Consider the following 12,672-nt stretch of genomic DNA (forward strand, 5'->3'; position numbering starts at 1 on the left):
TCGATCCGGATCAATCCCCCGATTTGGGAGAAAACCTCATGAAGTGCCCCCCGCAGCGGACCGCGGTGCTGGTCATCGACATGCAGAACGACTTCTGCTCCCCCGCCGGAGCGATGGCGACGCTCGGCGCCGACGTCGGTGTCAACGCCGACCTGGCCCGCCGACTGCCGGGATTCCTGGACCCGGCGCGGGCCGCCGGCTGCCTCGTCGTCTGGGTCCGGCAGGCCGCCCATGACCAGCTCGTGTCGCCGGCCCGACGGGCGCGCGCCGAGGCGATGGGCCGCAGCCCGCTCAGCGTCTGCGCGGCGGGCTCCTGGGGCGCCGAACTCGCCGACGGGCTACGCCCCGCGCCCGGCGACTGCCACCTGGAGAAGACGCGCTACAGCGCCTTCGTCGGCACGCCCCTGCACAACCTGCTGCGGGCACACGAACGCGACCACGTGGTGGTGGTCGGCACGGCGGCCAACGTCTGCGTCGACTCGACCGTGCGCGAGGCGTACATGGCCGACCTGGCCGTCACCCTGCCGACGGACATGGTCGGATGGACCCGCCCGGACTTGGCCGAGCCGGCGATCCGCAACCTCGGGTTCTACTTCTGCGAGACCACGACCTCGGCCGAGCTGCTGTCGGGCTGGTCGGCCGAGGCACGGGCCACCTGACGGCGAGGACTGCGACGCTTGGCCGGCGGCGCGGCCTCGACCGGCTCCGGGGCGGACTGGTAGCCCAGCTCGGCGCTGACCTGGCGGGCCGCGTCGGCCACCAGGTCGCCGTACTCGGCCAGCAGGCGCGCGGAGAAGCGGTCCTGCGGGCCGCACAGCGACAACGACCCGTAGACCTCGCCGGAGGCGAGCCGGATGGCCGCCGCCACGCTCGCCGCCCCCGCCTGCCGTTCACCCCGGCTCACCGCGTAGCCCTGCCGGCGTACCGCCCGCAGGTCCTCCCAGAGCTGCTCGACGGAGGTGATGGTCGCCGACGTCATCGACACCAGCTCGTGCGTGGACAGGTATTCGGAGACCTCGGCGTCGGGCAACGCCGCCAGGATCGCCTTGGACGACGAGCCGGCGACCAGCGAGTGCCGGGAGCCGAGCGTGACCGACATCCGGATCTCGTGCGGCGAGAGCACCTGGTCGGTGTAGACCCGCACCCAGCCCTGCCGCATCGACAGCGTGGCCGTCTCGCCGGTGATCTCCACCAGACGCCGCATGTGCCGGTTGGTGGTCGCCTGCACGTCGATGGCGCGCAGCGCGGCCAGACCGGCGGCCAGCGCGCCCGGCCCCAGCCGGTAGCGCCGGGTGGCCTCGTCGAAGGTCACGAACTGGTTGGCCGTGAGCTCCTTGAGGATGCGGTGGGCCACCGCCTTGGGCAGGCTCAGGTCCCGCGCGACGGTGGAGACCCCGACCATCTCGGGGCTGCGTTCGGCGAGCAGGTCGATCACGGCCAGCGCGCGACCCAGGCCGCTCGCGGTGTAACGGTGGCCGTCCGCCGGCTCACTCACCGGCACCGCTGACTCCATTCGACCGTGACCTCTCGTGCGTGCCGTCGGGCGGCACTTCGCGGGTGGGCACCGGCGTGCGGCGCCTAGTGCTGGATCCCGAGCATACTGACCCGCCGCAGATACGCTCGGGCCTCCTCGGCGTTGTCGGCCACCGCCCGCAGCCGGACCAGCCGTTCCCGGCGTCCGGCCAGGTCGGCCGCGTCCGCCGAGGTGCGGTTCTCGGTGGTGGTCGGCTGCACGAAGCGCTCGGCGATCGAGCGGCGTCGTTGCGCGTACGCGGTGGTCGCGGTGTCCTGGTCGGACTCGGCCAGCGCCGCAGCCACCGCCATCGCGTCGTGGATGCCGGAGTTCAGACCCATGCCCCCGGTCGTGCTGCTCAGGTGGGCGGCGTCGCCGGCCAGCAGGACCCGACCGATCCGGAACGAGTCGGCCAGCCGTTGGTGGCTGCGGTACATCTGGTGCTGGTGCAGCGGCAGCAGCCCGTCCGGCGGGGTCGGGGAACCCAGCAGCAGCTCCACGGCGGCCAGGAAGTCCGGGTGGGTGCCGGTCGGTGGTTCGTCGTCGACCCCGGTGTTCGTCGACAGCGCGGCGCGCCAGATGTCCGGGGTGCGGATCAGCGAGAACCGGCCGCGCGGGCCGGACCAGTAGCCGACCTCGCTGAGGTTGGGCACCGCGTCCTCGAACCGGAACGGTGTGGCCACCACCAGGCTCATCGACGGGTACGTGAAACCGGGGAACGGCACGTCGAGCAGCTTGCGGGCGACGCTTCGCGCGCCGTCGGCGGCCACCGCCCAGTGACACGACACCGTACGCCGCCCGCCGTCGACGGCCACCTCCAGTTCCACGCGGGTGTCGTCCTGGCGCAGCCCGACCACCTCGTGGCCGAAACGCAGGTCCACGTTCGGTGTCTCGGCGACCGCCCGACGCAACTGCCGGACCAGCTTGTACTGCTCGTACTGGAGCCGGAACGGGTAGCGGGTCTCGCCTTCCAGCAGGTCGTAGGAGAACTGGGCGGACTCGGTCAGCTCCAGGTCGCGGTAGTCCAGCCGACGTACCCGGACGGCCTCGGCGAGCACCGGCGCGGCCAGGTCCAGCTCGTCGAGCAGTTCGAGCGTGGGCGGGTGCACCGTCGAGCCGCGCCACTCCGAGCGCACCTCGTCGTGGCCCTGTTCCAGCACGACCACACCGATGTCGTAGCGGGCCAGCGCGAGGGCGGTCACCATGCCCACCGGTCCGCCGCCGAGGACGACGACCGGTGCCTGCACCGATTGGCTTGGCGGCACGTTCACTCCTTCCGGCCGGCGGTCCCGCCGGCGATCTGCGTCGTGTCGGTGGCGGCCAGGACGTCGGCCAGGTGTCGCAGCGCCGGACTCGGCGACTGCGCCGCCAGGTGCGCGGCCCCGGCGGTCTGCATCGACTGCCAGGCGCCGGCCAGGTTCGAGGAGAGCACCGGCACGGGCGAGCGCGGCACGACCTCGTCGAGCACGTCCAGGCTCGGCGCGCCGGTGCCGGTGAGCAGCACCGCGTGCCCGTCGGCGGCGGTCGCGTCCAGGGTGTCCAGCACGCGGTGCACGGTGTCGCCGACGGTGGTCGAGGTGAGGTCGTAGATGGCGCCCGTGCCGGGCACGGCCACCACCTCGGTGACCGTACGGCCGGTCGCCCGCCAGAACGCCGCCGCCTGCGCGGTGAGCCACTGCGGGTACGGCGACACCAGCGTCAGCGACCGTACGCCGAGCCGGTCGAGGACCTGCCGCACGGCGCTCGCGGCACCGACGACGGGGCTGCCGAGCCGATCGCTGGCGGCCCGGTCGACGTGGTCGGCGTCCTGGTGCCGGTAGTAGCAGCCGGTGCAGGCCACGTAGGTGGCCCCCAGTTCCAGTCCCCGCAGCGTGGCGGCGGTCTCCGGGAGCAGGTCGGCGTACCGGTCCAGCCGGTCGGCGAGTGAGCCGTCGACGACCGGGAGGCGGGCCACGTGGTAGCGCAGCCGTGGCGGCAGCAGGCGGCGCAGTTCGGGCTCGACGGTCGGGTTGGCCGGCGGGACGATGACGCCCAGAGCGGTCTCGACCACGACACCCCCATCAGAATGTTCGACTGAGCCGTACGCCGTTCGACTTACTGGAACGATAGGGGTTGCGGCGGGACATGGTCAACCCACCTGACGGGCGCGTCCGCGCACGCCAGAGCAGGGATGAGAAGCGGAACGGGTCAGAGACCGCCGCCGACGCGCAGCACCGCGCCGCTGGTGTAGGAGGCGTCCGGGCCGAGCAGCCAGGCGATGGCGGCGGCGACCTCGTCGGGTTCGCCGGGACGACCCAGCGGGATCCGCCCGGCGGCCCGCTCGGGCCGGTCCGGCTGCCCGGAGAGGGCGTGGATGTCGGTGCGGATGATGCCCGGGGCCACCGCGTTGACCCGGATGCCACGCGGGGCCAGTTCCTTGGCCAGACCGACGGTGAGCGCGTCAGTGCCGGCCTTGACCGCGGCGTAGTGGACGTACTCGCCGGGACCGCCGAGGGTGGCGGCGACCGAGGAGATGTTGACGATCGCCCCGCCGGCCGTCATCCGGCGGGCCGCCTGCTGCGCGCAGAGCACGTAGCCGACCAGGTTGACGTCGACCACCTCACGCAGGTCGTCCAGGCGCAGCTCGGTGAAGGGACCGATCGGGCTGGTGACACCGGCGTTGTTGACCAGGCCGGTCAGCGGGCCGAGGGCCTCGGCGGCGTCGAACAGGGCGGCCACCTGGTCGGGGTCGCGGGTGTCGGCGGGCACCGCGACGGCGCGTACCCCGGTGGCGTGCAGCTCGGCCACGACGGCGTCGGCGGCGGCGTGGTCGCGCCGGTAGCCGAGGGCGAGGTGGTGGCCCGCGTGGGCCAGCCGCCGGGCGGTGGCCGCGCCGATGCCGCGCCCGCCGCCGGTGATGACGGTGACCGGTGCCATTGATCGTCTCCCCTGCCCCCGAGCCGGTGTCGGCGACGTTACCGGGGCGTTCACCGACGCCGGTAGCCGGGTGTGGTCGAGGACACGGCCGGTGACCGGGCGTGGCATACGCTCGGGCGACGACGGTGTCGAGTGAGGAGCGCGCATGGCGGGTGTAGGCGTCGGGGATCTGGTCGAGGACTTCGCGCTGCCGGACGAGACCGGCCGTCCCCGGCGGCTGTCGGAGTTCCTGGCGGACGGGCCGGTGGTGCTGTTCTTCTACCCGGCCGCGATGACGCGCGGCTGCACCGCGCAGAGCTGCCACTTCCGTGACCTGGCGGCGGAGTTCGCCGCGCTGGGCGCGCAACGCGTCGGCATCAGCCGGGACCCGGTGCAACGGCAGGCCGAGTTCTCCCGCCGCAACGACTTCGACTTCCCGCTGCTGTCCGACCCGGACGGCGCGGTGGCGGACCGCTTCGGGGTGCGACGGCGGCTGCCGCTGGGCGCGTTGAGCACCCGACGGATGACCTTCGTGATCGGCGTCGATCGACGTGTCGTCGAGGTGGTGCACAGTGAACTGGACATGAACCAGCACGCGGACCGGGCGCTGAAAGCGTTGGGGGGCTGATCTTCACGGTGTCGCCGGGGACTGGTATCAAGGCAGGCGACTGAACACGTGTACGACGGATGAGGGAGCGCGATGGGTGTCGCTGGCCAGGGTTTGTCCGATGACGAGGTGCGCGGCATCCGGGAGGCGTTGGCCGCGGGACGCAAGCCGAAGGTGGTGTTCACGGCCTCGGCCGGTCAGATCGCCGGGCAGATCGGCCAGGTGGTCGAACTGACCGACCCGGCGGTGTCCGACGAGTACGTGGTGGTGCGCTTCGGCCGCGACGAACTGCCCTTCTCCCCCGCCGACGTGGCGGTGGCGCCCCGGGGCGCCGGCCGTAAACCGGCCGAGCCGAAGGTGGAGCCGGCGCCGGTCGAGCCGCCGGTGGCGGAGCCGGAGTTCGTGCTGGACCGGGTGCCGCAGCCCCGGCGGGAGGAACCGGTGCGACAGGAGGAGCCGAAGGTGGAGACGGTCGAGGCCAAGCCCGCTGCGCGGCGGCCGGTCAAGGCGGCCAAGCCGAAGGGACCGGCCGGGTTGACGGTCACCCTGGCGTACGCCGAGGGCGAGTGGACGGTGGCCGCGCAGCAGGGCGGCAAGGTGCTGGCCAAGCCGTACGTGCTCAAGCCGGCCGAGGCGCTGCGGATGGTGGCGCTGGTCGACGTGCCCGGTGTGCACGAGGCGGTGGAGCAGATCCTGGCGTCGGAGCGGTCCGAGGCCGAGCGGCAGGCCGAGAAGCTGCGGGCCGAGCTGGCCGAGATCGAGGCCCGGCTGGCGGAGCTGCGCGAGGCGAGCTGAGGCAGGCACAGGTGAGCGTGGGGCCCGGGACGGATGCGTCCCGAGCCCCACGTGTGTGTCGCCGCCCGGGTCAGGCCGTGCCGGTGCTCGGCTCGTGCCGGACCGGGAAGTTCACCGAGTTGGCGACGAAGCAGACCCGGTGCGCGTGGTCGTGCAGCGCGGTCGCGGTGTCGGTGTCGGCGGGGTCGGCGAGGGTGACCCGGGGATGCAGGACGACCTCGGTGAAGTGGCCGCTACCCGTTTTGTTGTCGGTGGTCATGCTGCCGGTGGCGGTGTCGACGTAGTCGGTGACGACGATGCCGTTGTCGGCGCAGAGGTGCAGGTAGGCCAGCATGTGGCACTGCGACAGCGCGGCCAGCAGGAGCTGTTCGGGGTTCCACCGGGTGGAGTCGCCGCGGAAGGTCGGGTCGGAGCTGCCGGCGATCGGGGGCGGGCCGTCGGCGGTCACGTCGTGGTCGCGTCGGTAGGCGCGGTAGCCGCTGGTGCCGGTGCCGAGGTTGCCGGTCCAGGTGACGGTGGTGCGGTAGGTGTGCTGGTGAGGCATCAGGTCATGGTGCCGGATCGGCCCGGGATGCGGGGTCCCGGGCCGATCCGGTCAGTGCTGCGGGATGTGCTTGACGCCGATGCGCTTGCGGAACACCCAGTACGTCCAGCCCTGGTAGGCCAGCACGATCGGGGTGAAGAACACCGCCACCCAGGTCATGATCCGCAGCGTGTAGGGGGTGGAGGCGGCGTTGGTGGCGGTCAGCGTGCCGGCCGGGTCCAGCGTGGAGGGCATCACGGTGGGGAACAGCGCGGCGAACAGGGTCGCCACGGCCAGTCCGATGGCCAGCGCGGTGCCGGTGAAGGCCCAGCCCTCGCGCCGGACCCGGGCGGCGGCGAGACCGCCGAGCAGGGCCAGGGCGGCGCCGGTGGCGAGCACCACGGCGGCGGTGCTGGAGCGGATGGTCAGGGTCCAGGTGAGGAACGCGACGGCGAGCACGGCGGTGACCACGCCGAGGCGCACGGCGAGGGTGGCGGCGCGGCCCCGGATGTCGCCGACGGTCTTGAGGGCGATGAAGACGGCGCCGTGGGTGAGGAACAGCGCCGCCGTGGTCGCGCCACCGAGCAGCGCGTACGGGTGCAACAGGTCGACCAGTCCGCCGACGAACTCGTGGTCGGCGTCCAGGGGTACGCCGCGCAGGATGTTGGCGAAGGCCACGCCCCACAGGATCGCCGGGATGAGCGAGCCGAAGAAGATGGCGTTGTCCCAGCGGCGCTTCCAGGACGCCTCGGGGCGCTTGTGGCGGTACTCGAAGGCGACGCCCCGGGCGATCAGGGCCAGCAGGATGAGCAGCAGCGGCAGATAGAAGCCGGAGAAGAGGGTGGCGTACCACTCGGGGAAGGCGGCGAACATCGCGCCACCGGCGGTGATCAGCCAGACCTCGTTGCCGTCCCAGACCGGCCCGATCGTGTTGATCATGACGCGGCGTTCGCGGTCGTCGCGTCCGAGCACGGGCAGCAGCATGCCGACGCCGAAGTCGAAGCCCTCCAGGATGAAGTAGCCGGTGAACAGCACGGCGACGAGGAGAAACCAGATGGTGGTCAGTTCCACGGTGGGGCTCCGGGTCAGTAGGCGAACGCGAGCGGGCGGTCCGCGTCGTCGTCGGTGTCGTCGGGTTCGGGCGCGGGCGTGACGTCGGGTACGCCGGCCTTGGCGTACCGGATCAGCAGTTTGACCTCGACCACGGCGAGGACGGCGTAGATGATCGTGAAGGCGGCGAAGCTGGTGAGCACCTCGCCCAGGGAGACGCTGCGGGACACGCCGTCGCGGGTGAGCATCTCGCCGAAGACGATCCAGGGCTGGCGGCCCATCTCGGTGAAGATCCAGCCGAAGGAGTTGGCCAGCAGCGGCAGGACCGGCATGACCAGGCCGGCGCGAAGCAGCCACTTCCCGCGCGGCGTACGCCCCCTGCGCTGCGACCAGAGCACGAGCAGCGCGATGGCGGCGGCGGCGAGCCCGAAGCCGATCATGAATCGGAAGCTCCAGTAGGTGACCGGGATGATCGGGGTGTAGCTGCCGGGGCCGTACTGGGCCGTGTAGAGGGCCTGGAGGTCGTTGATGCCGTGCACGGTGCCGTTGGGGTCGCCGGTGCCCAGGTACGACAGCAGGTACGGGATCTTGATGGCGAACAGTTCCCGGCTGCCGTCGAGGCTGCCGATGGTGAGCACGGAGAACGAGGCGGGGCTCTCGGTGTCGTACAACCCCTCGGCGGCGGCCATCTTCATCGGCTGCACCTCGGTCATGATCTTGCCCTGGATGTCGCCGGTGATCACCACGACGGCGGCCGCGACCAGGGTGACCCAGGAGCCGAAGCGGGCCGCGAACCGGTAGGCCGGGGTGTCCTCGCTGTCGGGGCGGCGGATCAGGTGCCACAGGGCGACCGCCACCAGCAGCGATCCGGCGACCAGGAAGGCGCCGGCGATGGTGTGCGGGAAGGTGATCAGGGCGACCTTGTTGGTGAGCACGGCGACGAAGTCGGTCAGCTCGGCGCGCCCGGTCTCCGGGTTGATCCAGTAGCCGACCGGGTTCTGCATGAACGAGTTGGCGGCGAGGATGAAGTACGCCGACAGGTTCGTGCCGATCGCGGCGGCCCAGATGCTGGCCAGGTGCAGGCGTTTCGGCAGCCGGTCCCAGCCGAAGATCCACAGGCCGATGAAGGTGGATTCGAGGAAGAAGGCGACCAGCGCCTCGATGGCCAGGGGGGCGCCGAAGATGTCGCCGACGAAGCGGGAGTAGTCGCTCCAGTTCATGCCGAACTGGAACTCCTGCACGATGCCGGTGACCACGCCCATCGCGAAGTTGATCAGGAACAGCTTGCCGTAGAACTTGGTGAGCTTGAGGTACTTCTCGTCCCCGGTGCGGTGCCAGAGGGTCTGCAGGATGGCGACCAGGACGGAGAGTCCGATGGTCAGCGGTACGAAGAGAAAGTGGTAGACGGTGGTGACACCGAACTGCCAGCGGGCGACGTCCAACGCGTCCACCTGCGACCCCCAGGGCTGCTGATACTACAAGACGTAGTAAATACTACAGTCCGTCGTACGACGATCGGCAGAGGCGGGGGACCCGAACCGCTCCGGGACCAATGACCCTGCTCACCTCCGCCGGGCTGCCCCCCCTGTCCGGCGGAGGCAGGTCCCGCCGTGCGACCATCACCGGCTGTGGACCACGCCCACTCCCCCTGGCAGCCGCCGCTGATCTGGCGTACCGCCCAGACGCTCGCCCGCGTCGTGGTCGGCGCGCTGGCCCGGCTGGAGGTCACCGGCGACATCCCCGCGCACCTGCGCGACGGGCCGCTGATCCTGGCCGCCAACCACATCAGCCCGTTCGACCCGATCGTGCTCGCCGCCGCCTGCCGCAGCCGCCGGGTAGCGCCCCGGATCATGGCCACCGGTGGGCTGTTCCGCGCCCCGGTGATCGGCACCGCGATGCGGCGCGCCGGACACATCCGGGTCGACCGGGGCACCACCGGCGTACACCGGGCCCTGGACGACGCCGCCGCCGCGGTCGCCGGGGGCGCGCCGATCCTGGTCTATCCCGAGGGACGGATCGGCCTCGACCCGGGCCTGTGGCCCGAACGCGGCAAGACCGGCACCGCCCGGCTCGCCCTGACCTGCGGCGCCCCCGTCGTGCCGGTGGCGCAGTGGGGTTCGCACGAGGTGCTGCCGTACCGGTCGCCCAAGGGCCTGCTCGGCGGCGTCGCCCGCGCGTTGGTCCGCCGCCCCACCGTCCGGGTGCACTTCGGCGACCCGGTCGACCTGACCGACCTGCGTGCGGGTACGCCCGGCGTCGCCCGCCAGGCCACCGACCGGATCATCGATGCCCTCACCGACACCCTCGTGCCGCTACGCCCGGACGAACCCGGCCGGCCCCGGCACGTCGACCCGGGCCGGCCGGTGGACACCAGCCGCTCCCACCGACGCCGCCCCGCCGCCGGCTGACCCGCCCGGGCACGGTGCGCGCCGCCGGCCTGTCGGGCGCGGATCAGTCAGCCCTGTCGGGTGGGGATCAGCCGGCCTGCTGGATCGCGCGCAGCACCTCGGTGACCGCCGAGGCCACCGGCGCGACCGGCGTCGCCAGAGCCGCCAGGCGCTGCAACAACGCCGTCACCCGCGCCGGTTCCGGATGCGGCCGGGCCAGCTGCGCCCGCAGCTCCGTGGCCACCGCGCGGGCCGGGTCGTCCAACTCGTCCCGGTGCCGGTCGAGCACCTCCACGAGCCGGGTCACCAGCGCCGGGACGTCCACGCCGGGCGCCGTCGCCCAGAGCGCGCCGCCGACCGCCGACGCGCCCGGACCGACAGCCTGGTTACCGACCTGACTGACCCCGCCGGACTGCTGGATGCCGTAGTTCGCCGACGTCTCCGACATGCGCCCCTCCCCTGTGTCTCATACCGGCCGTGGCCGCTCACCGCCACCGGCCGGTGCCGACGGTCCGTGCTGCTCGGCCCGGGCACCGGACCCGACCGCCTGGTTGCCGACCACGCTGAGGCCGCCGGTCTGGACGATGCCCTGGTTGAGGATCGTCATCTGGCGGCTGCGGAACTCGGCGGTGTCCAGGCCCCGCTCGTCGAGGAAGTCCACGATCGCGGCGAGGACGTGCCGCTCCACCACCTTCAGGTGCTTCGCCGCGTCGAGCACCTGGAAGTAGTTGTGGTAGTCGGTGCCGGTCGCCAACTCCCGCACCCCGACCCGGGCGCCGTGGTCGTACCCGAGGTCCTCGCGGGCCAGCCGCCGCAGCCGCGCCTGTCGCGCCCGGTGCCGCAGCGCGTGACCCAGGTCGGTCAGCAACCGGCCGGCGGCACCGACGGCGGTGGGCACCAGCCGGTCGGTGGCGACCGCGAGCATCTGCACCAACTGCCGCGCCGACATCCAGTCGGTCAGCCGGTCCACCTCGTGGTAGGCCCACCGGGGCGGCTCCAGCACCGTGCGGGCGCACTCCAGATAGAGCAGCTTCCCGTCGGTGGAGAAGTGCAGGAACGTGCCCGCCACCACCTCCGCGCCCCAGGACGGCACCAGCGCGCACAGGTAGTGCCGGGCCGCGCCCTGCGGGTTCGCGGCGACCTGGCGGATCTCCTCCGGGGTGAAGCGCTGTCGTGGCGCCCGTTCCTGGTCCGGCAGCAGGCGGGGGTCGCCGGTCAGCAGGTGGCCGCCGACGAAGACCCGGTCCTCCAGCGTCAGTCCGGCCAGCCGGTCCGCCCCCAGGCCGGCGTCGAGCGCGGCGAGCCGCCCGCGTACCTGGTCGATCAGCTCCAGCACGGTGAACGGGGCCGGCTCCGGCCGCTCCGGTCGGCTCAGCCCGGTGACGTGCTCGGCCGGGCGGATCGGCAGGGCGAACGACCACCCGGCCACCGGTGTGCCGTGCCCGACGAACGGCACGTACCCGCCGTAGACGGTGGCGTTGCCGTGCTGCGCCTCGTCGACGGCGGCCAGCCGGTCGGCGTACCGGGACGGCAGGGACACCTCGTCGGGCGCCGTCGCCAGGAACCGGTCCCGGCGCAACCGGGTCACCAGCAGCCAACGGGTGCCGTGCAGGTGCATCGCGAGTGCCAGGAACGCGGCGATCCCGGCCGGCAATGCCAGCCACGGCCGCCCGATCAGCCACCCGGCCGGGCTGGACCCCACGACGGTGACCAGCTGGAACCGGATCAGCAGGACCAGGGCGCTCAGCGCGACGACGATCATGCCCAGCAGCGGACCGAGCATCCGCTCCCGGGTCGGGCGGAACGGGGTCAGGGAGGTGCCGACCCGCATCGCGCCGATCACCAACAGGGTCCACAGCGGGGCGAGCAGCAGCGCCAGGCCACCGAAGACCAACAGCCGCAGGTCCCGGCGACGACGCCGGTGGCGGGCCACCAGGCAGTGCCGCAGCACCGGCGAGACATCGAAGCCCACCGAGGGTGCCACCGCTCGTAACTCGTCGCCGAGCACCTCGTCGAGCACCCGCTCGGCGAACCGCTCGTCGGTGTGCGCGGCCACGCACAGGTAACGGGTCGCCTCGCTGGTCACCGGCGGGGAGGCGGGGCGTTGCCCGGGTACCGTCGGTGGATCCGTCCGTATGGTCATCTCGGCCGTCCCCCGTCCACCCGACGCGGGCTCGCGCCGGATTGCATCGTGGCCACGGCCAGCACCGGGCCGTAGACCAGGCCGGCGATGAGCGCGCCGGTGATCGTGGTGTTCACCCACCACCTCGGATCGCCGTACAACACCAGGTCGTCCGGGAAGAGCAGCAGGCCGACGAGACCCCCGGCGAACGCGACGAGCACCGTCGTCACGGTGACCGCGCCGAGCACCGCGCACCACCGGAAGGCCCCGGACACCGTCGGCCGGTCCCCCAGCCGGCGCAGCAACCACACCGTGCCGACGACGAACAGCAGCGTGCGCAGGTTCTCCGCCAACCAGTACCCGACCATGCTGGAGCGTTCCGGTTCCAGGTCCCACCGGGCCCAGGTCACGCCGTAGATCAGGGCCCGCAACAGCTCTGCGGAAAGCCCCGCCGGGCCCTCGGCGGTGGGCAGGTCGGCCGCCCAGCCCCGAAGCAGTTCGGCCCCCCACCGGCTGCCGGCGGCCAGCACCGCCAGCACGAACAACCAGACGCCAGACGGCACCGGGCGCGGCGGCGGCGACTCGTGCGGCGGGGTCATCCGGGGCGGCAGCGGATCGACCGGATGGGCGGTCAGCGTCGACCGGGGCGCCGTCGGCGACCCGGGCTGCGGGAACGGCTGCCACGGCATCACTGCCACATGGTGACCGTCGCGAAGCGCATCGACCCGATCACTGTCCGGAATCCGGCACCTTCGGTGGGCATGCGCCGGTCACCGGCCG

General features: G+C 72.6%; 14 protein-coding genes. 4 read left to right on the top strand and 10 right to left on the bottom strand.

Annotated elements, in window-relative coordinates; translation table 11 throughout:
* The first annotated feature begins 38 nt into the window (after positions 1-38).
* Positions 39-659 carry a cysteine hydrolase family protein gene (locus tag ACZ31C_RS25580; protein WP_465797426.1) on the top strand — a complete coding sequence of 207 codons (621 nt, stop codon included), beginning with the start codon at positions 39-41 and terminating at the stop codon, positions 657-659.
* On the opposite strand, the gene ACZ31C_RS25585 is transcribed toward ACZ31C_RS25580, so the two are convergent.
* The 4 genes from ACZ31C_RS25585 to ACZ31C_RS25600 form a co-directional block, all read right to left on the bottom strand.
* Entirely contained in the window at positions 590-1,501 is a 912-nt protein-coding gene (locus ACZ31C_RS25585; protein ID WP_465797427.1) for an IclR family transcriptional regulator, read from the bottom strand. The two genes, ACZ31C_RS25580 and ACZ31C_RS25585, sit on opposite strands and share 70 nt — an antisense overlap.
* Before the next feature lie 77 nt (positions 1,502-1,578).
* Entirely contained in the window at positions 1,579-2,778 is a 1,200-nt protein-coding gene (locus tag ACZ31C_RS25590) for an FAD-dependent oxidoreductase (protein ID WP_465797428.1), read from the bottom strand.
* Positions 2,779-2,780: 2 nt separating this feature from the next.
* Positions 2,781-3,563: an aspartate racemase/maleate isomerase family protein gene (locus ACZ31C_RS25595; RefSeq protein WP_465797429.1), complete on the bottom strand. Its 783-nt coding sequence runs from the start codon at positions 3,561-3,563 to the stop codon at positions 2,781-2,783.
* Positions 3,564-3,700: 137 nt separating this feature from the next.
* Positions 3,701-4,429: an SDR family NAD(P)-dependent oxidoreductase gene (locus ACZ31C_RS25600; protein WP_465797430.1), complete on the bottom strand. Its 729-nt coding sequence runs from the start codon at positions 4,427-4,429 to the stop codon at positions 3,701-3,703.
* Between the two features lie 145 nt (positions 4,430-4,574).
* Here ACZ31C_RS25600 and ACZ31C_RS25605 point away from each other — a divergent pair, with 145 nt between their 5' ends.
* On the top strand, positions 4,575-5,036 hold the full coding sequence (locus ACZ31C_RS25605) for a peroxiredoxin (RefSeq protein ID WP_465797431.1): 462 nt from the start codon (positions 4,575-4,577) through the stop codon (positions 5,034-5,036).
* A gap of 72 nt (positions 5,037-5,108) precedes the next feature.
* Positions 5,109-5,810, top strand: coding sequence for a hypothetical protein (locus ACZ31C_RS25610; RefSeq protein ID WP_465797432.1), 702 nt, complete (start codon positions 5,109-5,111; stop codon positions 5,808-5,810).
* A gap of 70 nt (positions 5,811-5,880) precedes the next feature.
* Here ACZ31C_RS25610 and ACZ31C_RS25615 read toward each other — a convergent pair whose 3' ends face one another.
* Genes ACZ31C_RS25615 through ACZ31C_RS25625 form a run of 3 tightly spaced genes read right to left on the bottom strand, consistent with a single transcriptional unit; the run spans position 5,881 to position 8,834 of the window.
* Positions 5,881-6,354: an OsmC family protein gene (locus tag ACZ31C_RS25615; RefSeq protein ID WP_465797433.1), complete on the bottom strand. Its 474-nt coding sequence runs from the start codon at positions 6,352-6,354 to the stop codon at positions 5,881-5,883.
* A gap of 51 nt (positions 6,355-6,405) precedes the next feature.
* Positions 6,406-7,404, bottom strand: coding sequence for a cytochrome d ubiquinol oxidase subunit II (gene cydB, locus ACZ31C_RS25620; protein WP_465797434.1), 999 nt, complete (start codon positions 7,402-7,404; stop codon positions 6,406-6,408).
* A 14-nt stretch (positions 7,405-7,418) separates the two neighbouring features.
* On the bottom strand, positions 7,419-8,834 hold the full coding sequence (locus ACZ31C_RS25625) for a cytochrome ubiquinol oxidase subunit I (protein ID WP_465797435.1): 1,416 nt from the start codon (positions 8,832-8,834) through the stop codon (positions 7,419-7,421).
* Positions 8,835-9,011: 177 nt separating this feature from the next.
* Here ACZ31C_RS25625 and ACZ31C_RS25630 point away from each other — a divergent pair, with 177 nt between their 5' ends.
* Positions 9,012-9,791, top strand: coding sequence for a lysophospholipid acyltransferase family protein (locus ACZ31C_RS25630; RefSeq protein ID WP_465797436.1), 780 nt, complete (start codon positions 9,012-9,014; stop codon positions 9,789-9,791).
* 67 nt (positions 9,792-9,858) lie between these two features.
* Here ACZ31C_RS25630 and ACZ31C_RS25635 read toward each other — a convergent pair whose 3' ends face one another.
* From ACZ31C_RS25635 to ACZ31C_RS25645, 3 genes are read right to left on the bottom strand one after another with little or no spacing between them, the layout of a single operon-like run.
* Positions 9,859-10,218 (bottom strand): hypothetical protein, encoded by a 360-nt coding sequence (locus ACZ31C_RS25635; protein ID WP_131052273.1) that lies wholly within the window; start codon positions 10,216-10,218, stop codon positions 9,859-9,861.
* Between the two features lie 18 nt (positions 10,219-10,236).
* Entirely contained in the window at positions 10,237-11,913 is a 1,677-nt protein-coding gene (locus ACZ31C_RS25640; RefSeq protein WP_465797437.1) for a hypothetical protein, read from the bottom strand.
* The gene (locus ACZ31C_RS25645; protein WP_465797438.1) at positions 11,910-12,590 is read right to left on the bottom strand and encodes a hypothetical protein; all 681 of its coding nucleotides are present in this window, start codon (positions 12,588-12,590) and stop codon (positions 11,910-11,912) included. Before ACZ31C_RS25645 ends, ACZ31C_RS25640 begins: the two co-directional genes overlap by 4 nt.
* Positions 12,591-12,672 lie beyond the last annotated feature (82 nt).

The organism is Micromonospora sp. NPDC023869, assembly GCF_055559695.1.

Coding starts and splice junctions, on each gene's coding strand:
- ACZ31C_RS25605 (WP_465797431.1), top strand. CDS start 4,575: ATGGCGGGTGTAGGCGTCGGGGATCTGGTCGAGGACTTCGCGCTGCCG.
- ACZ31C_RS25580 (WP_465797426.1), top strand. CDS start 39: ATGAAGTGCCCCCCGCAGCGGACCGCGGTGCTGGTCATCGACATGCAG.
- ACZ31C_RS25610 (WP_465797432.1), top strand. CDS start 5,109: ATGGGTGTCGCTGGCCAGGGTTTGTCCGATGACGAGGTGCGCGGCATC.
- ACZ31C_RS25600 (WP_465797430.1), bottom strand. CDS start 4,429: ATGGCACCGGTCACCGTCATCACCGGCGGCGGGCGCGGCATCGGCGCG.
- ACZ31C_RS25635 (WP_131052273.1), bottom strand. CDS start 10,218: ATGTCGGAGACGTCGGCGAACTACGGCATCCAGCAGTCCGGCGGGGTC.
- ACZ31C_RS25640 (WP_465797437.1), bottom strand. CDS start 11,913: ATGACCATACGGACGGATCCACCGACGGTACCCGGGCAACGCCCCGCC.
- ACZ31C_RS25615 (WP_465797433.1), bottom strand. CDS start 6,354: ATGCCTCACCAGCACACCTACCGCACCACCGTCACCTGGACCGGCAAC.